Raw genomic sequence first — 23,992 nt, forward strand, 5'->3', positions numbered from 1 at the left:
CTCGGATTACTCTGGGCCCTGGCCCCATGATCCACACCCTCGCCGTTCCCGTTGCGCGAAAGTCCCGTTGATGTTCTTGCATTCGCTCACGCTGACCAATCTTCTCAGCTTCGGCCCCGATCCGGTGACGATCGATTTGCGCCCGCTCAACGTGCTGATCGGCCCCAATGGCGCGGGTAAATCCAACCTGATCGAAGCCCTTCAGATCCTGAAGGGATGCCCGACCGATCTTGGCGCCACCGTCTTGCGATTGGGCGGCATTCTCGATTTGTTATGGAAGGGAGAAAAGGGAGCCGAACCCCCTGTTGCCTCGATCGAAGCCGTTTTCGACCGACCAAACGGAGGCGCCCCTCTTCACTATCAACTGGACATGACTGCCCTCTCTCAGCGCTTTCAAATAAGAAAAGAGTCGGTCATTGAAATAAACAATATCACTGGCGGAGAGCATCCTTTTTTTTACGCACAAAATGAATCCGGCGCTTTATTTTCAAATCAAGATCGATCCGCTAGATACCGCATAAACATCAGCAATTACGATTTTTCCCTCTCCGTCCTCGCCCAGCGCAAGGACCCTGTTCTTTACCCGGAAATTACCGCCCTCGGCACGACCCTGAAGGATATCTCTCTGTACCGCGATTGGTCCTTCGGCCGCGCCGCTGCGTCTCGCCTGCCTCAAAAAACCGACCTCCCCAACCATCGCCTGGACTCCGACGCCCGTAATCTTGGCTTGATTCTCAACCGCCTGCGTCGCGAGCGTGCCCTCTGGCCCCGGATCATGGATCGCTTGCGCGCGTTCTACGAGGGCATTGAAGAGGTCGATGTTCAGATCGAGGGGGGAACGGTTCAGGTCTTTTTTTATGAACGAGGCATGGCCATCCCGGCCACCCGCCTGTCGGACGGGACCTTGCGTTACCTGTGCTTGCTGGCGATTTTGTGCCACCCCGATCCGGGGCCGCTGGTGTGCCTGGAAGAGCCCGAACTGGGCTTGCACCCCGATATCCTGCCAGACCTTGCCGATCTGCTGAAGGAAGCCTCCCGGCGCACGCAACTGATCGTGACCACCCATTCCGACATCCTGGTCAGCGCGCTATCGGACACCCCCGAATCGGTGCTGGTCACCGAGCACGGCGAAAACGGCACCAGCTTCACCCGACTGGAACCCGAAAAACTGAAACCCTGGCTGGAAACCTACCGGCTGGGACAATTGTGGACACGCGGCGATCTGGGGGGTACCCGGTGGTGAAGATCTTCGTCGAGGGAGGAGGACAGACCGCCGACATCCAGCAAAAATGCCGGAAAGGCTTCCATGAGTTCCTTGCCAAGGCCGGTGTCTGCAAACGTCCCCGGATCGTGGCCTCGGGCAGTCGCCAGGAAGCCTACAAGGATTATTGCACCGCTGTTCGCAATGGAGAGGATGCCTTCCTCCTGGTCGACAGCGAAGGCCCGGTTGACCCCGCCCACCAGAACGGCAACTCCACGGACTGGATCCCCTGGGCCCACCTGGGCAAACAGGAAGGCTGGGAAAAACCGGCCCGGGTGGACGAAGACGCCTGCCACCTGATGGTCCGGTGCATGGAAAACTGGTTCCTGGCCGATCGCGAAACCCTCCGCACATATTTCGGCCAGGGTTTCCTGGAAGGCGCCCTGCCCGCCGCCTCCCGCCCCCTGGAATCAATCCCCAAGCCCGACGTCCTGGCTGCCCTGAAAAAGGCGACGGTTCACCTGAAGACCAAGGCGCCTTACGACAAGGGCGCGCATTCCTTCGCCCTGTTGGGCAGGGTGGATCCGGTTCGGATTCTTGAAAATTCGCCCTGGGCCCGGCGGTTTGTGGACGCCTTGCGAAACCATCCTTCCTGACTGTCCGGAGGACCGGGTTCCTCTTCCCCCTTGCCGCTGCTCCGAGCTCACAGGGTGCCTTCCTCGCTCAAGCGGCGCACGGGAAAGTCGGGAAAGCTGCGGTTCCAGGCCGCGCGGGTCAGCACCTGGCACCCGACCACGAAAGGCCGCGTCCAGCGCCGGCCTTCCAGGCTGCGCAGCGGAATGCGTTTGCGCAGCCGGTCGGTGCGGATCGCCAGGCCGACCGCGTCCAGGCCACAGCCTTCAAGCAGCACGAAATAATAACACGGCTTGTTCGCCCGCCCCTCGGCCCACTCGAACAGCCAGGAATCCCGGTATTTCGTCACCAGCTTGCCGTCGATCACGTCCTTGTTCAAATCGTCCAGGAACGCGCGGCGGTTCTTGTCGCGGGCGGCGGGGTTGGCCAGGTCCTTGAGCTCCACGAACAAGATGCGGTCGTCCAGGTCGATCACGAAATCCACCGCCTTCATGCAGTGGTTCAGGCCGGTCTTGATCTCGTCGTCGAACTTGCGCAGACGTACCCCGTCGGGCACGCTCAGGCTCAGATCGCCTTCCGTGAACGTGATCATCCCGACCCCGCCAGGGATCGCCGGATCGAGCGATCGACCAGGGCGTCGAACGCCTCGGCAATGGCATTGGGCGCCAGGGCGTCGTAGGACTCGCTCGCGCTGGCCTCCACCGCGCCCGACGCCCCCCGGAACAGCGACACATAGCCGAGCCGGTCCGTGTCGGTCCGGCGCAAATCCAGCTCCTTCAGCAGCACGTAGTTGTGGGTGGCCAGGAAAATCTGAACCCCCAGACGCTGCAACGCCAAGATCACCTCGGCGACCTCGCCCACCAGGCCCGGGTTCAGGTTGGATTCCGGCTCGTCCCAGAACAGCACCGATCCCGGTGCCACGCAGCCGTTGCGCAGCAGGCGCAGCACAAGCCCCAGCTTGCGCGCACCCTCGGCAACCAACGCGAATTCAAGAGCGCCTTCGGGACCTTGCAGGAAAAAGGTCTGGTCTTGCTCCACCACCTGCCCGCCCAGAAGGCGTTCCAGGCCGTCCACGATCGCTTGCGTGGCCTCGTCCAGCGGCCCCTTCAACACCGGCAGCAGGGCGCGGGCCAGGATGTCGGCATAGATTTCCTCGAACGCCATTTCCCGCCGCGCCACGGTGGCCAGGAAGCCGGGCGCATGCGCCAGAATTTCCTTCACCGGCAAGAACGCGCTCTCCACCGGCGCTTGCTCCCAGGCTTCCTGCCCCTCGCCACGCGCCCGGTCGGGCCGGTGGGTGTCGGAGGAAAACGCAAGCGCAAGGGCCGAACCGTCGCGCCGCGTCACCGACACCCGGGCCGGGGCCACGCCCACCGGCCGGCGGACCAGACGCCCCAGGTCCCCCTCGTAGGGCATGAACACGTTGCGGAGTTTCAAGGCGAAGCCCTTGTCCCGGTCCTCGCCCGTGGTGATCGCGCACGCCGCGTACAGGATCTTCAACAGGTGGGTCTTGCCGGTGGCGTTGGTGCCGATCACCACGGTAATCCCGGGGGAAAAGCTAAGGTCGAGGGCGGCAAAGGCCGTGAAGTTCTCAACCCTCAGCCCGGCCAGCGGGTTCATCAGCCCCCCTCCTTTTCGGTTTGTTCCTGCCTGCCCTCGTCCCAGGGCGACGGCACGGCGGCCAGGCGCAGGGCGGCGGGGCAGTCGGGACGGTGCGCGCCGGGCAGCAGGCCCAGGCTCATCAGGAACTCGTTGACCACCTCGGGCCCGGTGAACACGAAGGTCGCGCGAAACAGGCGCACCCAGGCCGGCAGGTCGCGCGGATGATGGGCCCTCAGCCAGCCGGCGAAACCGCCATGGCTCGCGCGCAGGGCCTGGACGCGGCGCGCGTTTTCCACCACCGCCGCCACCTTGCGCCGGTTGCGGATGATGCGGGGGTCTTGCAACACCCTTGCCTGGTCCTCGTCGCTCCAGGCGGCCAGCGTGTCCACCACAAAGCCCGCGAACGCCTCGCCCAGCCCGGGCCGGCGGCGCAAAATCAGTTCCCACGACAGGCCGGCCTGGAAGATCTCAAGGCACAGGCGCTCGAACAGCACCGTTTCATCGGTCCGGGGGACACCGTATTCATGATCGTGATAGGGCCCGTGCAGCGGATGGCCGGGCGCGACATCGCAGTACCAGGACATGAACCCTCCGGGTCGGGTCGTGGTCGGGTCGTGGCCGGGCAGAGGGGTTACCGGCGCCGCCCGGATTCGGCCGCCTCGGTCGCGTCGGGGCCGAGGGTACGGGCCAGCGCCGCGAAACCATCGTAGACGGGCTGCAACGGCGACAGCCACACGTCGCCCGGCCCTTCCAGGATCTGCATCAGCCCCTCGCCGCTCACGGCCGTGCCGAACCAGGTCTTGGCGCTTTTGCCCACCGAGAAGCGCACCGAGCCCGAGCGCAAGACCGCGAACGGGCCATCGACGGCCATGGTCTCGCCCTTCTTCAAGGTGACCTTGATCAGTTCGGAGTCCGGAACCGGGGATTGCAGCACGGCGAACCCGGTGCCCGACAGGCGGGTTTGCACCAGACCCTCGCCCCCGAACAGCAAGGCCGAGCCGGTGCGCTGCACCGCCGCCCCCACCTCGATCCCACCCGAGCAGGCCAGGAACAGCCCCTGGTCCACGATCACGGTTTCGTCTTGCAGGCCCACCGGCAGCAGGCATTGCAGCAGGGGTTCGGTCAGCACCACGCCGGTGCCGCTGTAGCGTGGCCGGAACAGGCGTTCGCCCGAAAGCGCCGAGCCCACCATGCGCCGCAGCAAGCGCCCGGCGGGAATGGTGTTCTCCACCTCGATGCGCCCGTGCCACGCCTGCAAGGCGCCGGCTTCCAGCACCACGGCGGCGTCGGTCAAGGTCAGGCGCAGCTGGCGCACCGGCAGCTCGGCGGTGCGCATCAACGCGAGCAACGGCAGGCCGGCCGGGTCGGTCATGCCGCCCAGCCGCGACCATTCCAGGATTTCCATGACGATGCCGTCCTGCTCGTGGCGCTCGGTGATGGTCACGCCCGTGGGATCGGTCATGGTCTGCCTCCCTGGTTGGCTTGCCCGCCGGCCTGGGTCAGGCCTGCTCCAGCTCGACCAGGGTGCCGTACAGGTCCTTGGGATGCAAGAACAGCACCGGCTTGTCGTGGGCGCCCAGGCGCGGCTCGCCGTCGCCCAGCACCCGCAGGCCCTGTTCCTTCAGGCGATCGCGCGCGGCCAGGATATCCTCGACCTCGTAGCAGACATGGTGAATGCCGCCGGCCGGGTTCTTGTCGAGAAAGCCCTGGATCGGCGACTTCTCGCCCATCGGATGGAGCAGCTCGATCTTGGTGTTGGGCAGGGTCACGAACACCACGGTCACGCCATGCGCCGGCTGGGGCACCGGCTCGGACACCGTGGCCCCCAGGGTATCGCGATAGGTCGCCGTCGCGGCTTCCAGATCCGGCACGGCGATGGCCACGTGGTTCAAGCGTCCGATCATCGTCGGGTTTCTCCTCGGTCGGGAAGATGAAGAATGGGGAAGGAAGCAAAGGATGGGGAACGAAGAGAAGCGTTAGACCCGCAAGACGTGAACGTCGGTGACGGGGCGGCGGCTCTGGCTCTGGCGGAAGGCGCGGCGCACGGCGACCCGCACTGCTTCCTCCAGCACCTCGTCGCGACCGCGATCGGCCGGGCGCACCGAGGCCACGGCGCCCCGCACCACCTCGATCATGTCTTCGAGATCCTCGGCGTCTTCCTTCGGATCCAGCAGCCCCCGCGCGGCCAGGCGCGGCTCGGCCGCCAGGCGCCCGCGCTCGTCCACCGCCAGCGACACCACCACGGCGCCCCCCACGGCCATGCGCCGGCGATCGCGCACCACCTCGGAGTCCAGCGGAATCAGGCGCTCGCCATCGACGGCGAAGCGCCCCACCGGCACGGCCCCCACCACCCCGGGGTCGGAACCATCGAGGCGCACGACCTGACCGTTCAGGGTGCTCAACACGGTTTCAATCCCCAAGGCGCGGGCCTCGGCGGCGTGTTCGTCAAGGTGCAGGCGCTCCCCATGCACCGGCATCACGATGCGGGGCTTCAGCCACGTATAGAGATTGCGCACGTCCTGGGCCCCGGGATGGCCCGACACATGCACCAGCGCGTCGCGGGACGTGACGATCGAAACCCCCAGGCTGGCCAGACGGTTCTGGACATCCAGCACCGGACGCTCATTGCCCGGAATGATCCGGCTGGAAAAGATCACCACGTCGCCCGATCCCAGGGTCACGTGGGGATGGCTGTCGTAGGCAATGCGGCGCAAGGCGGCGCGCGGCTCGCCCTGGCTGCCCGTGCACACGTAGACCACCTTGTCGCGGGGCAGGTAGGCGCCTTCCTCGTCGGTCAGGAAACGCGGCGCCTCGGTCAGGTAGCCGCAGGCCCGCGCCGTGTCGTGCATGCGCCACAGCGAGCGTCCGACCAGCGCGACCTCGCGCCCGTTGGCCCGGGCCGCCACCGCGATGCTTTCCAGCCGCGCGATGTTGGAGGCGAAGCAGGCCACCGCGATGCGCCCGTGGTAGCGCCCGAACAGCTCGATCAGCGAGCGGCGGACCTCTCCTTCCGAGCCGGTGTGATCCTTGTTGAAGATATTGGTGCTGTCGCCGACGACCGCGTGCACGCCCTCGTCGCCCAGCCGGCGCAAACGCTCCTCGTCCACCGGGTTGCCCACCAGCGGCTCGGGATCGTGCTTCCAGTCGGCGGTGTGGAAGGTGACGCCATGATCGGTGCGCACGATGAGGTGGCTGGCCTCGGGAATCGAGTGGGGGGTGGGCACCAGTTCCAGATCGAACGGCCCCACCTGGAAGCGTTCACCTTGCGCCACCTCAACCAGTTCAACGTCGCCGTTCAGCCCTTCCTCGCGCAGTTTATGGCGCAGGAACTCGGCCGCGAACGGCGTCGCGTACACCGGACACTCCAGGAACGGCCACAGGTAGGGCACGGCTCCCAGGTGGTCCTCGTGGGCATGGGTCAGCACCAGGCCCACCAGATCGTCCCGGCGCTCCTCGATGAAGCTGGTGTCGGGGACGATCACCTCAACCCCCGGGGTACTCTCATTGCCGAAGGTGATGCCCAGATCCACCATCAGCCAGCGCCCCTTGGTGCCGTAAAGCGAGAGATTCATCCCGATCTCGCCCGCGCCCCCCAGGGGCACGAAGTAAAGGGCATCCGCGTCGAAGCGGGGGGGGATCGGCAACACGGGTTCGGCCATGGGCGGGGGAGTCCACTATGTGAAGGGGAAGCCCGGCCGAGGCCGACCGGAAAGGGAAAAGCAGCGCCGGACCGGCGCCTGCGGGATGACCTGTAACGAAAACACCAAACTGTGGCAATCAGGGGGCGCTCGCGCGCCGCGCCAGCGTTCGCTGGTGCAAAATCAATAGACCCCGCAAGGTCAGATCGGGATCGACGACGTTGATCACCTCGGTGGCCTCGGCGAACAGGGGCGCCAGGCCGCCGGTGGCGATCACCCGCATCGGCGCCCCGAATTCCTCGACGATCCGATGCACCAGTCCCTCGATCAGGCCCACGTAGCCCAGGTAGATGCCCGACTTCATGGCCGGCACCGTGGCCTTGCCAATCACCGAGCGCGGCCGGCCCACGGCCACCCGGGGCAACTGGGCCGAGGCCCGGTGCAAGGCCTCCAGGGACAGGTTCACGCCGGGCGCGATGGCGCCGCCGCAGTAGTTGCCGTCGCCGTCCACCACGTCGAAGGTCGTGGCCGTGCCGAAATCCACGATGATCAGCGGCCCGCCATAGGTGTCGTGCCCCGAGATCGCGTTGATCAGACGGTCGGCGCCCACCTCGTCGGGATGGTCCACCAGCAGCCCCAGCCCCAGGTCCACGTCGGGATCGCCCACCACCATCGGCGCGCAGCGGAAATAGCGGTGCGACAGCTGGCGCAGGTTGAACACCGTGGCCGGGACCACCGAGGCAATCACCACGGCGCGGATATCGGTGGCCCGCAGCCCCGACAGGCTGAGGAGTTGCAACAGCCACACGCCCATCTCGTCGGCCGTGGTGTTGACATTGGTCGCGGCGCGCCATTCGCCCCGTTTTCCGGCGTCGTCGAAAACGGCGAACACCGTGTTGGTGTTGCCTGAATCAATGGCCAACAGCATGCGATCACGCTCCGCCTTGCGCGGACGGAAAGAACACGTCGCCGGCCGCCAGACGGCGCAGGGCGCCATCCTCGGTCCGCAGGATCAACGTGCCGTCCTCGTCCAGTCCCTCGAACAGCCCCTTCAGACGGTCCGCCCGTCCCACGCGCACCTCGATGGTCTTGCCCAGGCCCAGGGCCCGTTCCAGCCAGCGCGCGCGCACCGGCCCCAGGCCCTCGGCCCGCCAGCGGCCCACCCACAGGGCCAGACGCTCGGCCGTCGCCGACAGCAAGGCCTCCACCTCGACCTGCTGGCCCAGATCGGCCAGCGCCAGCGCCGGAAACAACGCGCCGGTCACAGGGGCGGTCGCCACGTTGATGCCAATGCCCAGCACCAGCCAGGGCACGGGATCGCCGGGCGCGTTCACCGTTTCCAGCAGCATGCCGCACACCTTGCCGCCATGACAGACGATGTCGTTGGGCCACTTGCAGCGCGGATCCGTGTGCGGTGCCACGCGCTCCAGGGCATCGGCCACCGAAACCGCCGCCACGAACGACATCCCCGCCGCCACCGACAGCGGCAGACAGCCGCGCAGCACATACGAATGATACAGGTTTCCGGGCGGACTATGCCACACACGCCCCTGGCGTCCCCGCCCGCCCTGCTGCTCCCGGGCCCAGATCACCGTGCCATCACGGCCCTGCCCCGCCTCGACCAGCGCCCGCCCCACGGCGTTGGTGCTTTCGACGGTTTCAAGGGCAATCAGGTCCCAGCCCTCGGGCAGGGAAACGCCGGTTCCCCTGTCCAAGGTTTCCCCGTTCAGGCCGCTCAAGGAAGGGCGGTCGAGGAAAGAAGCGACGAAGGAACCGGGGCCGGGGCGACCGGCTGGCCGGTCAGTGCCACCGCCGCCGCTTCCGCCCCGGTCACCAGAACGCCGGGCGCCAGGAAGAAGAGGCAGATGGCCAGCGCGCCCCCATACAGCACCAGACGGGGCGCGGTGCCGGAGACCGGATCCAGGGCTTCCACCGGTTCGTCGAAGAACATCAGTTTGACAATGCGCAGGTAGTAGAAAGCCGCCACCACGCTCGACAGCACGCCAATGACGGCCAGGGTATACAAGCCGTGATTGATGGCGGCCATGAACACATAGAACTTGCCGAAGAACCCGGCCAGCGGCGGAATGCCGGCCATGGAGAACATCAGAACGCCCATGGCGGCCGCGCTCAGGGGAGCGGTGCGCGACAGGCCGGTCAGGTCGGTGATCGCCTCCACCCGCTGGCCACGCCGGCGCATGGACAAGATCAGGGCGAAGGTGCCCACGTTCATGATCAGGTAGATCGCCAGGTACACCAGCAGGCCGCGGATGCCCTCGGTGGTGCCGGCGGCAATGCCGATCAGGGCATAGCCGACGTGACCGATCGAGCTGTAGGCCATCAGACGCTTGATGTTGTTCTGCGCGATGGCCGCGAAGGCGCCCAGGATCATGGACAGGATCGAAATCAGCACCACCACCTGGCGCCAGTCGTCGGTGTAGGGCCCGAACGGATCGATCATCACCCGGGCGAGCAAGGCGAGCGCGGCGATCTTGGGCGCGACCGAGAAGAAGGCGGTCACCGGGGTCGGGGCGCCTTCGTACACGTCGGGGGTCCACATGTGGAAGGGCACCGCCGACACCTTGAAGGCCAAGCCGGCGATGATGAACACCACGCCCACCAGCACGCCGGTGGACACTTCACCCGAATCGGCCAGGGAACGCAGGCCGTCGAAGTTGGTGGTGCCCGCGAAGCCGTAGACCAGCGACATGCCGTAGAGCAGCAGCCCCGAGGCCAGCGCGCCCAGCACGAAGTACTTGAGGCCCGCCTCGGTTGACCGGGTGTTGTCGCGCTGGTAGGCGGCGACCACGTACAAGGCCAGCGATTGCAGCTCCACCCCGAGATACGCCGCCATCAGGTCGTTGGCGGAGATCATCATCATCATGCCCAACGTCGCGAACACGATGAGGATGGGGAACTCGAAGCGCAGATCCTTTTCGCGCGCCAGCCAGTCGAGCGCGAGCGCCAGGGTCAGGCCGCTGCCGGCCAGGGTCAGCAGCTTGGCGAAGCGCGCGAAGGCATCGTTGACGAACAGGCCGCCAAAGGCAGGCGCGGCATGGCCCCATCCCGGCTGACTGATGACCAGCGCGGCAACCAGCGCCAGACCGATCAGGGCCACGCGGCAGACCAGGGGCGCCGTGTCTCCCTTGCGGAAGACACCGGTCATCAGCAGTCCCATGCCCAGGAGGGCCATCAGGACCTCCGGCAGGGCGGGCATCAGGGCAAGCGGATCAGTGATCATCACGGACGTCCCCTTCCGGCTCAGCGCTGGGCGAGCGCGGCGTCATAGTTGGCGATCAGGTCGGCAACCGACACATGCATGAAATCAAGGAAGCTGGAGGGAATGATACCCATCCACAGCACCAGCGCGACCAGGGGCGCGAACACCGCGATCTCGCGCGGGCTCAGGTCCAGAAGGCCCTTGAGATCCTCTTTCTCCAGCTTGCCGAACAAGACCCGCCGGTACAGGTACAGCATGTAGCACGCGCCCAGGATCACGCCGACGGCGATCAGCATCGCAACCAGGGTGGAGTCGCGGAACACGCCCAGCATGATCAGGAACTCGCCGACGAAGCCCGAGGTCCCGGGCAGGCCCACCGAGGCCATCATGAACAGCATGAAGACGAGGGCGTAGCGCGGCATGTTGGTGGCCAGGCCGCCGTAGCGGGTGATCTCGCGGGTGTGCAGGCGGTCGTAGACCACGCCCACGCACAAGAACAAGGCGCCCGAGACCAGACCATGCGAAAGCATCTGGAACAACGCGCCTTCAACCGCCTGCTGGTTGACCGCGAAAATACCGGCGGTCACGAAGCCCATGTGCGCGACCGACGAATAGGCGATCAGCTTCTTCATGTCCTCCTGGGCCAGCGCGACCAGGGAGGTATAAATCACGGCGATGACCGACAGCAGGAAAATCAAGGGCTGGAAGTCGGCCGAGGCCAGCGGCAGCATCGGCAAAGAGAACCGCAGGAAGCCATAGGCGCCCATCTTCAAAAGCACGCCGGCCAGGATGACCGAGCCCGCCGTGGGGGCCTCGACGTGGGCATCCGGCAACCAGGTGTGGACCGGCCACATCGGCACCTTGACCGCGAAGCTCGCGAACATGGCCAGCCACAGCCAGGTTTGCAGGCCGGGGGCGAACTTGAAGGCCATCAGGGTCGGAATGTCGGTGGTGCCGGCCTGGAAGTACATGGCCAGCAGCGCCAGCAGCATCAGCACCGAGCCCGCCAGGGTGTACAAGAAGAACTTGAAGGCGGCGTACACCCGGCGCGGACCGCCCCACACCCCGATGATCAGGAACATCGGGATCAGGACGCCCTCGAAGAAGACGTAGAACAGCACGAAGTCCAGGGCACAGAACATGCCAACCATCATCGTCTCAAGGACGAGGAAGGCGATCATGTATTCCTTGACCCGCTTGCGGATGGCCTCCCACGAGGCCAGAACGCAGATCATCGACAGGAACGTGGACAGCAAGACGAACAGCACCGAAATGCCGTCCACCCCCAGGTGGTAGCTGATCGCGTACTGGGGCAGCCAGTCGGCCTTTTCCACGAACTGGAAGCCCTGCTGGGCCGGATCGAAGTCCACCCACAGCTTCAAGGACAAAAGGAAGGTAAAGACCGTTGTCAGCAACGCCACATGGCGGGCGTTCCTGGCCACCACCGCTTCCTCGCCCTGGACGGTGACGATAAACAACGCCCCGACAAGCGGCAGAAAGGTGATGATCGAAAGCACCGGAAAGTCGCTCATCGAATCCTCTCTAGCGGGCGGAAGTCAGCAGGAACCAGGTGACGATCCCGGCCAAGCCGATGATCATCACAAAGGCGTAGTGGTACAGGTAGCCGGTCTGCCCGCGACTGAACACCCGCGCCAGCCCCCGGGTCACGGTTGCAACCCCGTCGGGCCCCAGACCGTCGATGACGGCCCCGTCACCCTTCTTCCACAGCCCGCGCCCGATGCGGAAGGCCGGCTGGATGAAGATCCGGTCATACAGTTCGTCGAAGTACCACTTGTTGAACACGAAGCGGTAGGTTTCCGGGAAGCGTTCGCACACCCGGGCCGGCAGATCGGTCCGCGCGATGTAGAACAGCCACCCCAGCGCGACACCGGCCGCGGTCACGATCAGGGGCAGGGTCTTGACCCAGCCCGGCACGTGGTGGGCATGGGCGGTCACGTCGTCGGCGTGCTGCGCCAGCGCCGTGCCCCAGAAGGCCAGCCGGTCCTCGCCCACGAAGGCGTCGTAGCCCAGCATGCCGGCGAACACCGCGCCCGCCGCCAGTCCGACCAGGGGCCAGATCATGACGCGCGGGCTTTCATGGACATGAGCCATGACCCGCTCGTTGGCGCGAGGCTTGCCGTGGAAGGTCAGCATCAACAGCCGGGTGGAATAGAAGGCGGTCATGCCGGCGGCCGCGAGGCCCAGCAGGAAGGCAATGGACCCGGTGAACGAGTGCGAGGCGAAGGCCACCTCCAAGATCATGTCCTTGGAGTAGAAGCCCGCGAACGGCGGCACCCCCATCAGGGCCAGCGAGCCGATCCACATCAAGACGTAGGTCACGGGGATCAGCTTCCACAGGCCGCCCATGCGCCGCATGTCCTGCTCGTCGGACATGGCATGGATCACCGAGCCCGCCCCCAGGAACAGCAGCGCCTTGAAGAAGGCGTGGGTCATCAGGTGGAAGATACCGGTCCCGAACGCCCCCACGCCGAGGGCGAAGAACATGTAGCCCAGCTGCGAGCAGGTCGAGTAGGCGATCACGCGCTTGATGTCGTGCTGGGTGCAGCCGATGGTCGCGGCGAAGAAGGCCGTGGCCGCGCCGACCAGGGTCACCACCGCCATCGCGGTGTCGGAAAGCACGAACAAAGGCGACAGGCGCGCGACCATGAACACGCCGGCGGTCACCATGGTGGCGGCGTGGATCAGGGCGGAAACCGGGGTCGGGCCTTCCATGGCGTCGGGCAGCCAGGTGTGCAGGCCCAGCTGGGCCGACTTGCCCATGGCGCCCACGAACAACAGCAAGCAGCACAAGGTCATGGCGTGCCACTCGATGCCCAGGAACGACACCGTCGCGTCGGCCATGCCGGGGGCTGCCGCGAAAATGGCATCCAGGTTCACGGTGCCAAAGACCATGAACACCCCGAAAATGCCCAGCGTGAAGCCGAAGTCGCCCACCCGGTTGACCACGAAGGCCTTGATGGCGGCGGCGTTGGCGCTGGGGCGTTCGTACCAGTAGCCGATCAGCAGGTACGACGCCAGGCCCACCCCTTCCCAGCCGAAAAACATCTGAACCAGGTTGTCGGAGGTCACCAGCATGAGCATGAAGAAGGTGAACAGCGACAGGTAGGCCATGAAGCGGGGCACCCCCGGATCATGGTGCATGTACCCGATCGAGTACACGTGAACCAGAAGGGAGATCGTGGTCACGGTCATGAGCATGACCGTGGACAGGGGGTCAACGCGCAAGGCCCATTCAAAGGACAGCTCGCCCGACGACACCCAGGTGAACAGCGAGACCGACGAGGCTTCGCCCCCCGGCACGGTCAGGAAGAACAGAAGCCACGACGCCACGGTCGAGGCGGCCATGAACCCACACGTCACCATCTGGGACTTGTGGTCTCCCAGCGTGCGCCCGCGAAAGCCGGCGATCAGGGCCCCGATCAGGGGCAGGAAGACGGCACCAACAGCAAGCATGACGGCCCTACCCCTTCATCTGGTTGATGTCATCGACTTCGATCGAGCCGCGCGTCCGGAAGAAGGCGACGACGATCGCAAGGCCGATGCTGGCCTCGGCGGCGGCGACGGTCAGCACGAACATGGTGAAGACCTGCCCGGCCATGTCGTTGAGCGCGGCCGAGAAGGCGACCAGGTTGATATTGACCGCAAGCAAGATGAGCTCGATGCACATCAAGATCACCACCACGTTCTTGCGGTTGGCGAAGATGCCGAACACGCCCAGCGTCAACAGGATCGCCGAAACGGTCAGGTAGTGGACCAGGGAGACGACCATCACGAAATCCCCTTGCCGGTGGGCACCTTGTTCAACTTCAAGGAGTCTTCCTTGCGCCGTGCGATCTGCGCGGCCACGGACTGGCGCCGGACCCCGGGATGGCGGCGGTGGGTCAGCAAGATGGCCCCGACCATGGCGACCAGCAGCACGAGGCCGGCGCCCTGGAACAAGTAGAAGTAGTTGGTGTAGATCACCTCGCCCAGGGCCTGGGTGTTGGGCACCGAGGCCGGATCGGGCATCGGCGCCTGGCGGAGCGCGGCGGCGCCCTTGGCGCTGGACCAGCCCCCCACCATGACCACGATCTCGGTCAGCAGCACGACGCTGACGGCGATGCCCAGCGGCATGGCCTTCTGGAAGCCCTCGCGCCAGGCCAGCCGGTTGAGATCCAGCATCATGACGACGAACAGGAACAAGACCGCCACGGCGCCCACGTAGACCACCACCAGGACCATGGCCAGGAACTCGGCCCCCAGCAGCACGAACAGGCCGGCCGAGTTGACGAAAGCCAGGATCAGCCACAAGACGGAGTGCACGGGGTTGCGCGAGACCACCACCATGAAGGCTGCCACCACCAGGATGGAAGCAAGCATGTAGAAGATCAGGGTTGCAGCGATCATTCCTCCCCCTTCCCGGGCGTTCCGGGCCCAAAGGCATGCGGGCAGCGCGTCATGGTTCCTTGTCCCCTTACCCGAGGGGCCGGTGAAGGCTCCTCGGAAAAATCCCGTGGCGGCCCTGGGAAGGCGGCTTCCCAAAACCGATCGTTTGGTCATGATGGGCCGACGGACCCGGAGGTCCGGAGCCGGCCCAAGGCGTTTCAGGCCCCGGGCCTTTCCCCCTGCCCCATCGGCCTTGAGCCCCCCGCCTAGCGGTAGGGGGCCTCGCGTTCCAGGCGCAACGCCAGCTCGCTTTCCCAGCGATCGCCGTTGCCGAGCAACTTTTGCTTGTCGTAAAGCAGTTCCTCGTGGGTTTCCGTCGCGAACTCGTAGTTCGGGCCCTCGACGATCGCATCCACCGGACAGGCTTCCTCGCAGAAGCCGCAGTAGATGCACTTGGTCATGTCGATGTCGTAGCGCGTGGTGCGGCGGCTGCCATCGGCGCGCGGCTCGGCCTCGATCGTGATGGCCTGGGCCGGACAGATGGCCTCGCACAGCTTGCACGCGATGCACCGCTCCTCGCCATTGGGATAGCGGCGCAAGGCGTGTTCGCCCCGAAAGCGCGTCGACAGGAACCCCTTTTCATAGGGGTAATTCAGCGTGACCTTCGGCTTCAGCATGTAGCGGAAGGTCAACGCCATGCCGGACACCAGTTCCGTCAGGGCGAAACTGCGAAGCGTCCGCGCGAAATCGAACATGCGAGCGTCTCCCCGTCTCACGAGCCTTGTCCGGGCAGAAGACCGAACATCATCAGCACCCCGGCGGTCAGCACCACCCAGGCCAGCGACAGCGGCAAGAACACCTTCCAGCCCAGGCGCATCAGTTGGTCATAGCGATAGCGGGGGAACGTGGCCCGCACCCACAAGAACACGAACAAGATGGCCGCGACCTTGATCCCGAACCACATGATGCCGGGCAACACGGTGAAGGGCCAGATGTTGAACGGCGGCAGCCAGCCGCCCAGGAACATGATCGCGCAAATGCTGCTCATCAAAATCATGTTGCCGTATTCGCCCAGGAAGAACAGGGCAAAGGGCATCGCCGAGTATTCAACGTTATACCCGGCCACCAGCTCGCCTTCGGCTTCGGGAAGGTCGAAGGGATGGCGGTTGGTCTCGGCCAGAATCGAGATCACGAACAAGACGAACATCGGAAAGTGCGGGATCACGTACCACACACTGTTCGCCTGCGCTTCCACGATCGTGCTCAGGTTCATCGATCCGGCGGTCAGGATCACCGACACCAGGATCAATCCCATGGACACTTCATAGGAAACCATCTGCGCCGCCGAGCGCAGACCGCCGAGAAAGGCGTACTTCGAGTTCGAGGCCCAGCCGGCCATGATGATGCCGTACACGCCCAGGCCCGACACGGCGAACAAGAACAGCACGCCCAGGTTGATATCGGCGATCACCCATCCCTTGTCGAAGGGGATGACCGCCCAGGCGATCAGCGACAAGGTCAAGGTCAGGATCGGCGCCAGGATGAAAACCGGCCGGTCCGCGCCCGTGGGGATGATGGTTTCCTTCGCGAACAGCTTGACGCCGTCGGCAATGGGCTGGAGCAGGCCAAAAGGCCCGACCACGTTGGGCCCCTTGCGCAGCTGCATGGCGCCAATGACCTTGCGCTCGGCGAAGGTCAGGTAGGCGATCACAGCGAACAGCGGCGCCACGATGGCGATGCATTGGAAAACGATCACGATCAGGGGCCACAAGGTGCCCGTCCAGAACTCAGCCATCGGTTCCCGTCCGCTTCTCGTTGCCGTTGAGGAAGGCGCGCACGCAAGCCGCCATGGTGGGCGAGGCCCGGGTAATGGGGCAGGTCATGTAGCGGTTGGTCACCGCCGGCGCGAAAGGCGTCGCCGCCACCGTTCCGGCCCGGCCGAAGGGCGCCCACCCGGCCGGGGCGAGGGTATCCAGGCGTCCCAGCACCGGAGCCAGCGCGACCATGCGCGCGCGCACCTGGGCCAGGGTATCGAGCGGCAGGCGATGGCCCAGCGCCTCGGCCAGGGCGCGCACGATTTTCCAGTCCTCGCGCGCCTCGCCCGGCGGCAGCACCGCCCGCGTGGCCCGCTGCACCCGTCCCTCGGTGTTGACGTAGGTGGCGTCCTTTTCGGTCCAGGCCGCGCCGGGCAGGATCACGTCGGCCACCTGGGCCCCGGCATCGCCGTGCGAACCCTGGTAGATCACGAACGCCTGTCCCAGCCCGCTCAGGTCCCGCTCGTCGGCGCCCACCAGGTAAACCGCCTCGATGGCGCCTTCGGCGCAGCCGGACACGATGCCCGCCGCGTCGCGACCGCCCTCGCCCGGCACCAGCCCCAGGTCCAGGGCACCCACCCGTCCGGCCGCCGTGTGCAGCACGTTGAAGCCGTTCCAGCCCTCGATGACCATGCCGGTGGCCTCGGCGATCGCGCGGGCCAGGGCCAGCACCGCCGCCCCGTCGGGTCGGGCGAGCGCGCCCTGGCCCACGATCAGCATCGGCCGTTGGGCGGCCTTCAGGACCTCGGCAAAGGGATGCGTGCCGCCGGCGATCGCGGTCAGAACCGAGGGATCGTCGCCCAGGTCCTCCACCGGATAAATCAGGTCGCGCCCGGAAAGCCCCACCCGGCCCACGCGCAAGCCCCCCTTGCGGAAGCGCTTGAACAGGCGGGCGTTGATCAGGGGCGCCTCGGCGCGGGGATCGGTGCCGATCAGCAGCACCGCGTCCGCGTCCTCGATGCCGGCAATGGTGGTGTTGAACACGTAGCCGGCCCGCGCGCCCGCTTCCAGGGCGGCACCATCCTGGCGGCAGTCCAGGTGCGGGCTGCCCAGGGCGGTCCACAGGTCCTTGAGCACCGTGGCGGTTTCGGCGTCCACCTGATCCCCGACCAGGGCCGCGATCCGCGATCCCGGCACATCGGCCAGGCGCCGGGCGATGACGTCGAAGGCCTCGGCCCAGGTGGCCGGCTTCAAGGTGCCGTCGCGGCGCACCCAGGGCGTATCCAGGCGCTGGACCTTCAGGCCATCGATCGCGTAGCGCGACTTGTCGGCCAGCCATTCCTCGTTCACCGCCTCGTTCAGGCGGGGCAGCACGCGCATGACCTGGGCGCCCCGGGTATCAACCCGAATGGCGGCGCCCACCGCGTCCAGCACGTCGATGCTTTCGGTATGGGCCAGCTCCCACGGCCGCGCGGTGTAGGCATAGGCGCCGTTGGTCAGCGCGCCCACCGGGCAGACATCGACCAGGTTGCCCGACAGCTCGCTGCCCAGGACCCCGTCCAGGTAGGGCATGATCTCGGCATGCTCGCCACGCCCCACCATGCCCAGGTCGGGGACACCGGCGATCTCGGTGCAAAACCGCACGCACCGGGTACACTGGATGCACCGGGTCATCGCGGTTCGGATCAACGGGCCCAGGTTCTTCTCGGCGACCGCGCGCTTGGATTCCTGGAAGCGCGAGCGGTCGGCGCCAAAGGTCAGGGCCTGGTCTTGCAGGTCGCATTCGCCGCCCTGGTCGCAGATCGGGCAGTCCAGCGGGTGGTTGATCAGCAGGAATTCCATGACGCCGCGCCGGGCCTTGCGCGCCATCTCGGAATTCGTGCGCACTTCCATGCCCTCGGCCACCGGAAGCGCGCACGAGGCCGCCGGCTTGGGCGGTCCCGGCTTGACCTCGACCAGACACATCCGGCAATTGCCGGCAATCGACAGTCGTTCGTGGTAACAAAAGCGCGGGATCTCGATCCCGATGCTTTCGGCCGCCTGCAAGACCGTGGTGCCGGCGGGGACGTCCACCGCGATCCCGTCAATGGTCAGCTTGGGCATGGTGGTGCTTTCCCTTCCCCTACTCGGCCGCGCGGGCCTGGCCCTGGCGCGCCTTGATCCGGTTGACGATTTCCGGACGGAAATGGCGGATCAGTCCCTGGATCGGCCAAGCGGCCGCGTCGCCCAGGGCGCAGATCGTGTGCCCCTCGATCTGGCGGGTCACCTGCTCCAGGGTATCGATTTCCTCAATCGACGCCTCGCCGGTCACCAGCCGTTCCATCACCCGCCACAGCCAGCCGGTGCCCTCGCGGCACGGCGTGCACTGGCCGCAGCTTTCATGCTTGTAGAAGCGCGACAGCCGCGCGATCGCCTTCACGATGTCGGTGGACTGGTCCATCACGATCACCGCCGCCGTGCCCAGGCCCGACTTGACCTCGCGCAGGCTGTCGAAGTCCATGCGCACCGTCTCGCACACATCGCGCGGCAGCACCGGCACCGACGAGCCGCCCGGGATCACGGCAAGAAGGTTGTTCCATCCCCCCCGAACGCCGCCCGCGTGCTTTTCGATCAGCTCGCGCAGCGGAATGCCCATCTCTTCTTCCACGTTGCACGGATTGTTCACGTGGCCGGAGATGCAAAAAACCTTGGTGCCGGTGTTGTTCTCGCGTCCCAGGCCCGCGAACCACGCGCCCCCGCGCCGCAAGATGGTGGGCGCGACCGCGATGCTTTCCACGTTGTTGACCGTGGTCGGGCAGCCATACAGGCCGACGCCAGCCGGGAACGGCGGCTTCAGGCGCGGCTGGCCCTTCTTGCCCTCCAGGGACTGGATCAGGGCGGTTTCCTCGCCGCAGATGTAGGCCCCGGCGCCCCGGTGCACATGCACCTCCATGGCCCAGCCCGACCCGCAGGCATCGGGCCCCAGCAAGCCGGCCTCGCGGGCCTCGGCGATGGCGGCTTCCAGGTGCTCGGCCTCGCGCACGAACTCGCCGCGAATGTAGATGTAGGCCACGTGCGCCCCGATGGCGAACCCGGCGATCAGGCAGCCCTCGATCAGCTTGTGCGGATCGAAGCGCATGATGTCCCGGTCCTTGCAGGTCCCGGGTTCGCCCTCGTCGGCGTTGACCACCAGGTAATGGGGGCGCTCGCCGATCTCGCGCGGCATGAACGACCACTTGAGGCCGGTCGAGAATCCGGCGCCGCCCCGGCCCCGCAGGCCCGAGGCCTTCATCTCGGTGATGATCGCCTCGCGACCCCTGGCCAGGATGGCGGCCGTGTTGTCCCAGTCGCCGCGCGCGCGGGCCCCGGCCAGATGCCAGTCGTGAAAGCCGTAGAGGTTGGTGAAGATACGGTCGCGATCGTGCAGCATGGCCTCACCCCTTGTCGCTGGCGGCCGGAGCGCCGGTCAGGGTGGTGGGGCCCCCGGCCGGACACGATCCCTGCCGGCCGCCCTGGGATCCGGCCGACACCGGCAGGCCAGCCTTCAGGCGCCCGATCAGGGCGCGGGTGGTTTCGTAGGTCAGGTCTTCGTAGTAGTCGTCGCCGATCTGCACCATGGGCGCGTTGACGCACGCCCCCAGGCACTCGGCCTCGGCCACCGAAAACAAGCCATCCTCGGTCAGCCCGCCCAGATCGATGCCCAGTTCGTCGCGCAGGGCCCGCAGCACCTCGTCGGAGCCGCGCAGCCAGCACGAAATGTTGGTGCACACCTCGACGTGATGGCGCCCCACCGGCCGGTCGCGGAACATGGTGTAGAAGCTGGCCGCCTCCAGCACGCGCATGGGCGGCGTGTGGGTCATTTCGGCCACGGTTTCCATCACCGCGCGGTCGATCCAGCCCTGCTGGCGCTGGGCCAGGTCCAGAAGCGGCAAAACGGCGCTCCGTTCCCGCCCCTCGGGATAACGGGCCAGCACCGCCTGGGCCTTTGCCTGGTTCTCGGGGGTGAAGCGAAACGGCTGCGTCGACCCCGGCGGGGTGGCGGTAACGCTCATCGGTCGATCTCTCCAAACACCACGTCGATGGAACCGATGTTGGCCACGACGTCGGCCAGCATGTGCCCGCGACTGAGCAGGTCGAGCCCTTGCAGGTGGACATACCCGGGCGAGCGGATCTTGCACCGGTAGGGCCGGTTGGACCCGTCGGAAACCAGGAACACCCCAAACTCGCCGGTGGCGGCCTCGACGGCGGTGTAGGTTTCACCGGCCGGGACCTTGACGCCCTCGGTGAACAGCTTGAAATGATGGATCAGGGCTTCCATCGACGACTTCATTTCCGCGCGCGGCGGCGGCGTCACCTTGTGGTCGGGGGTCTTGACCGGTCCGTCGGGCATGTTCTCGATGCACTGGCGCATGATGCGCAGGGACTGGCGCTGTTCGGCCATGCGCACCAGATAACGGTCGTAGCAATCGCCGTTGGTGCCGGTGGGAATATCGAAGTCCATGTCGGCGTAGGCGTCGTAGGGCTGGGACTTGCGCAGATCCCAGGGAATCCCGCACGCGCGCAGCACCGGGCCGGTGAAGCCCCAGTCCAGGGCCTGCTCGACCGTGACCTTGCCGATATCGACGGTGCGCTGCTTGAAGATACGGTTGTCGTCCAGCAGGGCCTCGACATCGTCCAGGTAGGCGGGGAAGCCATCGCAGAAGGTCAGGATGTCGTCCAGAAGCTCGGTCGGCACGTCGCGGGCCACGCCACCGGGGCGGAACCAGGCCGCATGCATGCGCGCGCCCGAGGCCCGCTCCGAGAACTCCAGCAAATGCTCCCGCTGTTCAAACCCATAGAGCATCGGCGTCATGGCGCCCACGTCGAGCGCCATCGAGGTCGTGTTCATGATGTGGTTGATCAGGCGGGTGACCTCGTTGAACAAGGTCCGCAGGTACTGGGCGCGGGGCGGGACTTCAATGCCCAGCAGCTTTTCCACCGCCAGCACGAAGGCGTGCTCCTGATTGAGCGGGCAGGCGTAATCCAGGCGGTCGAAATAAGGAATGGCCTGAACGTAGGTCTTGTGCTCGATCAGCTTTTCGGTACCACGATGCAGCAATCCGATGTGCGGATCCGCCCGCTCGACAATTTCGCCCGACAGCTCAAGGACCAGGCGCAGCACGCCGTGCGCGGCCGGGTGCTGCGGGCCGAAGTTCATGGTGTAGGACTTGATTTCGGTCTGGGCCATCAGGCGTTCCCCTTCGCCTTTTCGTCGCCGGGCAGCAGGCGACCGAGCTGGGTATCCAGGGTTTCCCACGGGCTTTGGAAATCGAACACCCGGAAATCCTGGGTCAGGCGGACCGGCTCGTACACGACGCGCTTTTCGCCTTCGTCGTAGCGGATTTCCTTGTAGCCGGTGAGCGGGAAGTCCTTGCGCTGGGGATGCCCCTCGAACCCGTAGTCCGTCAGGATCCGGCGCAGGTCGGGGTGGTCGGCGAACAAGACGCCATACATGTCCCAGGCCTCGCGCTCGAACCAGCCGGCGGTCGAGAACACCCGCGTCACCGACGGCACCGGCGTGTCCTCGGCGGCGCCGATCTTCACGCGCACCCGGTGGTTATGGTGCAAGGACAGCAGATTGTAGACCACCTCGAAGCGTTCCTCGCGGCCGGGATAATCCACGGCGCACAGGTCGACCAGCTGCTTGCACCGGCAGGCGCTGTCGTCGCGCAAAAAGGTAAGGACGCGCACGATGGCCGGGCGCAACGCGATGACCACCAGTTCGTCCCGCTCCAGACTTGCGCGCACCACGTCGGTGGGCAAGGCCGTTTCGATGCGAGCCCCGAGTTCGGTCAGGCTCTCCATCCGTTCCTTGAGTGTCGTCGTCATGGGGCTTTGGTTCCGTGTGCGGGCCTGGGGGGCGCCTAGCGGTACAAGGCACCGGTGCGTCGGATCTTCTTTTGAAGCTGCAACACGCCGTACAAAAGGGCCTCTGCGGTGGGCGGGCAGCCCGGCACGTACACATCCACCGGCACCACGCGGTCGCAGCCGCGCACCACCGAATAGGAATAATGGTAGTACCCGCCCCCGTTGGCGCAGCTGCCCATCGAGATCACCCAACGCGGCTCGGCCATCTGGTCGTACACGCGACGCAAGGCCGGGGCCATCTTGTTGGTGAGCGTGCCCGCCACGATCATCACGTCCGAGCTGCGCGGGCTGGGCCGGAACACGACGCCAAAGCGGTCCAGGTCGTAGCGCGAGCAGGCGCACTGGATCATCTCCAGGGCGCAGCAGGCAAGACCGAAGGTCATGGGCCACAACGAACCGGTGCGGCCCCAGTTGATCAGGTTGTCCACGTTGGCGAGGACGAACCCTTTTTCCTCGATCTGGGCCGAAACGGCGCCCAGCAGGGCGTCCTGATCAGGCCCCGGAGGGACGGGCGCCCCCCCCTGGAGGCCACCGGGGGAGATCACTCCCATTCCAAGGCTCCCTTCTTCCATTCGTAGACGAAGCCGACGGTCAGGATGGTCAGGAACACCATCATCGACCAGAAGCCAAAGCCGCCCAGGCTGCCCAGGCTGACCGCCCACGGGAAGAGGAACGCCACTTCCAGGTCAAAGATGATGAAAAGAATGGCCACCAGGTAAAAACGCACCTGAAAGCGGGACCGGGCGTCGTCGAACGCCTCGAATCCGCATTCATAGGCCGCTTCCTTTTCGCGGTCGCCGGCTTGCGGCACAACCAGATAGGATGCCGCGATAGCCCCCGCCGCCACCACCGTCGCGATGACGAGAAAGACCAGGATCGGCAGATAGTCCAGCAGCATGGCTTGCATGCATGACGCTCCTTGCCTGAGGAGAGGACGACAGGCCCGACCGGGGGGAGCGCCGGAGCCAAAACCAGAGGTCTTTGGTCATGTAGCCCCTGGGGGTTGCTCAAGTCAAGCCGGCAACGCCCCTGATCGTCCTGGGGAGTTCCCGGCGGGGCCCCGGCCCGCGATGTCCTCCTAAAGCACTCGGATAGTTCACGCTAAAGAATGAGGCGGCGCCAGCCCCACGGGCCGGCACCTCCTTGACCGGCGGCCAGTATGAAAGGCCGGGGCCCTTTTTCGCAAGAGCGTAAAGAGTGCACCGGGGGACGAAACCGCTGTTTCGAGTCGATTAGATTTTCCGGGGACGGGGCTTGATCTCGACGCGCACATCTCCCAAAACCGGGGGAAGCGTTTTCCCGGGGAATCCCCCCCTTCCTGTTCCGGCGGGAGCAGCCCTTGCGCGTACCCCCCCGATGGCCGGCCCTGGCCCTGCTTGCGGCCCTGCCGACCCTTCTGCCTTCACTGGCCGTGGCCGAATGCCTGGAAAGCGGCCCGGCCACCATCCCCTTTCTGGGCCGCGACGGCCTGGTGGTGACGGCGGTCAATGCCCCCCTTGACGTTCTCAAGGCAACCTTGCCCGGCCATGACCGGCTCATTGTCTGGGTGGGACGGCCGTTTCCCGGCCTGATCATCCCGCGCCCGATGGGAGCCGACGCCCTGGACATCACCCTTTCTCCGGAGTCCCCAGGCTGCCTTGCCCGCATCGAGCGCTACTAGACTGAAACTGGA

The 23,992-nt window shown here is 66.1% G+C and carries 25 protein-coding genes; 3 read left to right on the forward strand and 22 right to left on the reverse strand.

What is annotated here, in order from left to right:
* A partial coding sequence (locus ROR02_RS11425; protein WP_246135519.1) for an AAA family ATPase occupies positions 1–1,243 on the forward strand: 1,243 nt, incomplete at its 5' end.
* Complete coding sequence (locus ROR02_RS11430) at positions 1,237–1,857, forward strand: DUF4276 family protein (protein WP_147164157.1); 621 nt, start codon at positions 1,237–1,239, stop codon at positions 1,855–1,857. The genes ROR02_RS11425 and ROR02_RS11430, both read left to right, overlap by 7 nt.
* 47 nt (positions 1,858–1,904) lie before the next feature.
* Here the strand turns inward: ROR02_RS11430 and ROR02_RS11435 are convergent, their stop codons facing one another.
* The 22 genes from ROR02_RS11435 to ROR02_RS11540 form a co-directional block, all read right to left on the reverse strand.
* The gene (locus ROR02_RS11435; RefSeq protein ID WP_147164158.1) at positions 1,905–2,426 is read right to left on the reverse strand and encodes a hypothetical protein; all 522 of its coding nucleotides are present in this window, start codon (positions 2,424–2,426) and stop codon (positions 1,905–1,907) included.
* Positions 2,423–3,454 carry an AAA family ATPase gene (locus tag ROR02_RS11440; RefSeq protein ID WP_147164159.1) on the reverse strand — a complete coding sequence of 344 codons (1,032 nt, stop codon included), beginning with the start codon at positions 3,452–3,454 and terminating at the stop codon, positions 2,423–2,425. Before ROR02_RS11440 ends, ROR02_RS11435 begins: the two co-directional genes overlap by 4 nt.
* Positions 3,454–4,020, reverse strand: a complete 567-nt coding sequence (locus tag ROR02_RS11445) for a DNA-3-methyladenine glycosylase I (RefSeq protein WP_147164160.1) — start codon at positions 4,018–4,020, stop codon at positions 3,454–3,456. Before ROR02_RS11445 ends, ROR02_RS11440 begins: the two co-directional genes overlap by 1 nt.
* A gap of 47 nt (positions 4,021–4,067) precedes the next feature.
* On the reverse strand, positions 4,068–4,898 hold the full coding sequence (locus ROR02_RS11450; protein ID WP_147164161.1) for an AIM24 family protein: 831 nt from the start codon (positions 4,896–4,898) through the stop codon (positions 4,068–4,070).
* 37 nt (positions 4,899–4,935) lie between these two features.
* On the reverse strand, positions 4,936–5,340 hold the full coding sequence (gene mce / locus ROR02_RS11455) for a methylmalonyl-CoA epimerase (RefSeq protein ID WP_147164162.1): 405 nt from the start codon (positions 5,338–5,340) through the stop codon (positions 4,936–4,938).
* Between the two features lie 72 nt (positions 5,341–5,412).
* Positions 5,413–7,095, reverse strand: a complete 1,683-nt coding sequence (locus ROR02_RS11460) for a ribonuclease J (protein WP_147164163.1) — start codon at positions 7,093–7,095, stop codon at positions 5,413–5,415.
* 118 nt (positions 7,096–7,213) lie between these two features.
* Entirely contained in the window at positions 7,214–8,002 is a 789-nt protein-coding gene (locus tag ROR02_RS11465; protein WP_147164164.1) for a type III pantothenate kinase, read from the reverse strand.
* A 4-nt stretch (positions 8,003–8,006) separates the two neighbouring features.
* Positions 8,007–8,813 carry a biotin--[acetyl-CoA-carboxylase] ligase gene (locus tag ROR02_RS11470; RefSeq protein ID WP_246135520.1) on the reverse strand — a complete coding sequence of 269 codons (807 nt, stop codon included), beginning with the start codon at positions 8,811–8,813 and terminating at the stop codon, positions 8,007–8,009.
* The gene (nuoN, locus tag ROR02_RS11475; RefSeq protein WP_147164165.1) at positions 8,810–10,315 is read right to left on the reverse strand and encodes an NADH-quinone oxidoreductase subunit NuoN; all 1,506 of its coding nucleotides are present in this window, start codon (positions 10,313–10,315) and stop codon (positions 8,810–8,812) included. Before nuoN ends, ROR02_RS11470 begins: the two co-directional genes overlap by 4 nt.
* Positions 10,316–10,335: 20 nt before the next feature.
* Positions 10,336–11,826: an NADH-quinone oxidoreductase subunit M gene (locus ROR02_RS11480; RefSeq protein ID WP_147164166.1), complete on the reverse strand. Its 1,491-nt coding sequence runs from the start codon at positions 11,824–11,826 to the stop codon at positions 10,336–10,338.
* Positions 11,827–11,836: 10 nt separating this feature from the next.
* Positions 11,837–13,768 carry an NADH-quinone oxidoreductase subunit L gene (nuoL, locus tag ROR02_RS11485; protein ID WP_147164167.1) on the reverse strand — a complete coding sequence of 644 codons (1,932 nt, stop codon included), beginning with the start codon at positions 13,766–13,768 and terminating at the stop codon, positions 11,837–11,839.
* Between the two features lie 7 nt (positions 13,769–13,775).
* Positions 13,776–14,084, reverse strand: a complete 309-nt coding sequence (gene nuoK / locus ROR02_RS11490; protein ID WP_147164180.1) for an NADH-quinone oxidoreductase subunit NuoK — start codon at positions 14,082–14,084, stop codon at positions 13,776–13,778.
* Positions 14,084–14,701, reverse strand: a complete 618-nt coding sequence (locus ROR02_RS11495) for an NADH-quinone oxidoreductase subunit J (RefSeq protein ID WP_170245084.1) — start codon at positions 14,699–14,701, stop codon at positions 14,084–14,086. The genes nuoK and ROR02_RS11495 overlap by 1 nt, the downstream gene beginning before the upstream one ends.
* Positions 14,702–14,946: 245 nt before the next feature.
* Positions 14,947–15,435: an NADH-quinone oxidoreductase subunit NuoI gene (gene nuoI, locus ROR02_RS11500; protein ID WP_147164168.1), complete on the reverse strand. Its 489-nt coding sequence runs from the start codon at positions 15,433–15,435 to the stop codon at positions 14,947–14,949.
* A 17-nt stretch (positions 15,436–15,452) separates the two neighbouring features.
* On the reverse strand, positions 15,453–16,475 hold the full coding sequence (nuoH, locus tag ROR02_RS11505; protein WP_147164169.1) for an NADH-quinone oxidoreductase subunit NuoH: 1,023 nt from the start codon (positions 16,473–16,475) through the stop codon (positions 15,453–15,455).
* Positions 16,468–18,537, reverse strand: coding sequence for an NADH-quinone oxidoreductase subunit NuoG (gene nuoG, locus ROR02_RS11510; protein ID WP_147164170.1), 2,070 nt, complete (start codon positions 18,535–18,537; stop codon positions 16,468–16,470). Before nuoG ends, nuoH begins: the two co-directional genes overlap by 8 nt.
* Positions 18,538–18,556: 19 nt before the next feature.
* The gene (gene nuoF / locus ROR02_RS11515; protein WP_147164171.1) at positions 18,557–19,843 is read right to left on the reverse strand and encodes an NADH-quinone oxidoreductase subunit NuoF; all 1,287 of its coding nucleotides are present in this window, start codon (positions 19,841–19,843) and stop codon (positions 18,557–18,559) included.
* A gap of 4 nt (positions 19,844–19,847) precedes the next feature.
* The gene (locus ROR02_RS11520) at positions 19,848–20,465 is read right to left on the reverse strand and encodes a complex I 24 kDa subunit family protein (RefSeq protein ID WP_147164172.1); all 618 of its coding nucleotides are present in this window, start codon (positions 20,463–20,465) and stop codon (positions 19,848–19,850) included.
* On the reverse strand, positions 20,462–21,640 hold the full coding sequence (locus tag ROR02_RS11525) for an NADH-quinone oxidoreductase subunit D (RefSeq protein ID WP_147164173.1): 1,179 nt from the start codon (positions 21,638–21,640) through the stop codon (positions 20,462–20,464). The genes ROR02_RS11520 and ROR02_RS11525 overlap by 4 nt, the downstream gene beginning before the upstream one ends.
* Complete coding sequence (locus ROR02_RS11530; protein WP_147164174.1) at positions 21,640–22,281, reverse strand: NADH-quinone oxidoreductase subunit C; 642 nt, start codon at positions 22,279–22,281, stop codon at positions 21,640–21,642. The genes ROR02_RS11525 and ROR02_RS11530 overlap by 1 nt, the downstream gene beginning before the upstream one ends.
* A 35-nt stretch (positions 22,282–22,316) precedes the next feature.
* Positions 22,317–22,871 (reverse strand): NuoB/complex I 20 kDa subunit family protein, encoded by a 555-nt coding sequence (locus ROR02_RS11535; RefSeq protein ID WP_147164175.1) that lies wholly within the window; start codon positions 22,869–22,871, stop codon positions 22,317–22,319.
* On the reverse strand, positions 22,862–23,227 hold the full coding sequence (locus ROR02_RS11540; RefSeq protein ID WP_147164176.1) for an NADH-quinone oxidoreductase subunit A: 366 nt from the start codon (positions 23,225–23,227) through the stop codon (positions 22,862–22,864). The genes ROR02_RS11535 and ROR02_RS11540 overlap by 10 nt, the downstream gene beginning before the upstream one ends.
* A 432-nt stretch (positions 23,228–23,659) precedes the next feature.
* Between ROR02_RS11540 and ROR02_RS11545 the strand changes: the two genes are divergently transcribed.
* On the forward strand, positions 23,660–23,980 hold the full coding sequence (locus tag ROR02_RS11545) for a hypothetical protein (protein WP_147164177.1): 321 nt from the start codon (positions 23,660–23,662) through the stop codon (positions 23,978–23,980).
* Positions 23,981–23,992 lie beyond the last annotated feature (12 nt).

This window comes from Pararhodospirillum oryzae, from assembly GCF_007992075.1.
Lineage (GTDB): Bacteria > Pseudomonadota > Alphaproteobacteria > Rhodospirillales > Rhodospirillaceae > Pararhodospirillum > Pararhodospirillum oryzae.

What these genes read in the sequence shown, in the direction of transcription:
- ROR02_RS11435 (WP_147164158.1), bottom strand. Translation starts at nt 2,426, where the DNA reads ATGATCACGTTCACGGAAGGCGATCTGAGCCTGAGCGTGCCCGACGGG.
- ROR02_RS11520 (WP_147164172.1), bottom strand. Translation starts at nt 20,465, where the DNA reads ATGAGCGTTACCGCCACCCCGCCGGGGTCGACGCAGCCGTTTCGCTTC.
- nuoH (WP_147164169.1), bottom strand. Translation starts at nt 16,475, where the DNA reads ATGGCTGAGTTCTGGACGGGCACCTTGTGGCCCCTGATCGTGATCGTT.
- nuoF (WP_147164171.1), bottom strand. Translation starts at nt 19,843, where the DNA reads ATGCTGCACGATCGCGACCGTATCTTCACCAACCTCTACGGCTTTCAC.
- nuoI (WP_147164168.1), bottom strand. Translation starts at nt 15,435, where the DNA reads ATGTTCGATTTCGCGCGGACGCTTCGCAGTTTCGCCCTGACGGAACTG.
- ROR02_RS11450 (WP_147164161.1), bottom strand. Translation starts at nt 4,898, where the DNA reads ATGACCGATCCCACGGGCGTGACCATCACCGAGCGCCACGAGCAGGAC.
- ROR02_RS11530 (WP_147164174.1), bottom strand. Translation starts at nt 22,281, where the DNA reads ATGACGACGACACTCAAGGAACGGATGGAGAGCCTGACCGAACTCGGG.
- ROR02_RS11535 (WP_147164175.1), bottom strand. Translation starts at nt 22,871, where the DNA reads ATGGGAGTGATCTCCCCCGGTGGCCTCCAGGGGGGGGCGCCCGTCCCT.
- ROR02_RS11440 (WP_147164159.1), bottom strand. Translation starts at nt 3,454, where the DNA reads ATGAACCCGCTGGCCGGGCTGAGGGTTGAGAACTTCACGGCCTTTGCC.
- ROR02_RS11480 (WP_147164166.1), bottom strand. Translation starts at nt 11,826, where the DNA reads ATGAGCGACTTTCCGGTGCTTTCGATCATCACCTTTCTGCCGCTTGTC.
- nuoK (WP_147164180.1), bottom strand. Translation starts at nt 14,084, where the DNA reads ATGGTCGTCTCCCTGGTCCACTACCTGACCGTTTCGGCGATCCTGTTG.
- ROR02_RS11460 (WP_147164163.1), bottom strand. Translation starts at nt 7,095, where the DNA reads ATGGCCGAACCCGTGTTGCCGATCCCCCCCCGCTTCGACGCGGATGCC.
- nuoL (WP_147164167.1), bottom strand. Translation starts at nt 13,768, where the DNA reads ATGCTTGCTGTTGGTGCCGTCTTCCTGCCCCTGATCGGGGCCCTGATC.
- mce (WP_147164162.1), bottom strand. Translation starts at nt 5,340, where the DNA reads ATGATCGGACGCTTGAACCACGTGGCCATCGCCGTGCCGGATCTGGAA.
- ROR02_RS11495 (WP_170245084.1), bottom strand. Translation starts at nt 14,701, where the DNA reads ATGATCGCTGCAACCCTGATCTTCTACATGCTTGCTTCCATCCTGGTG.
- nuoN (WP_147164165.1), bottom strand. Translation starts at nt 10,315, where the DNA reads ATGATCACTGATCCGCTTGCCCTGATGCCCGCCCTGCCGGAGGTCCTG.
- ROR02_RS11465 (WP_147164164.1), bottom strand. Translation starts at nt 8,002, where the DNA reads ATGCTGTTGGCCATTGATTCAGGCAACACCAACACGGTGTTCGCCGTT.
- ROR02_RS11445 (WP_147164160.1), bottom strand. Translation starts at nt 4,020, where the DNA reads ATGTCCTGGTACTGCGATGTCGCGCCCGGCCATCCGCTGCACGGGCCC.
- ROR02_RS11540 (WP_147164176.1), bottom strand. Translation starts at nt 23,227, where the DNA reads ATGCAAGCCATGCTGCTGGACTATCTGCCGATCCTGGTCTTTCTCGTC.
- nuoG (WP_147164170.1), bottom strand. Translation starts at nt 18,537, where the DNA reads ATGCCCAAGCTGACCATTGACGGGATCGCGGTGGACGTCCCCGCCGGC.
- ROR02_RS11525 (WP_147164173.1), bottom strand. Translation starts at nt 21,640, where the DNA reads ATGGCCCAGACCGAAATCAAGTCCTACACCATGAACTTCGGCCCGCAG.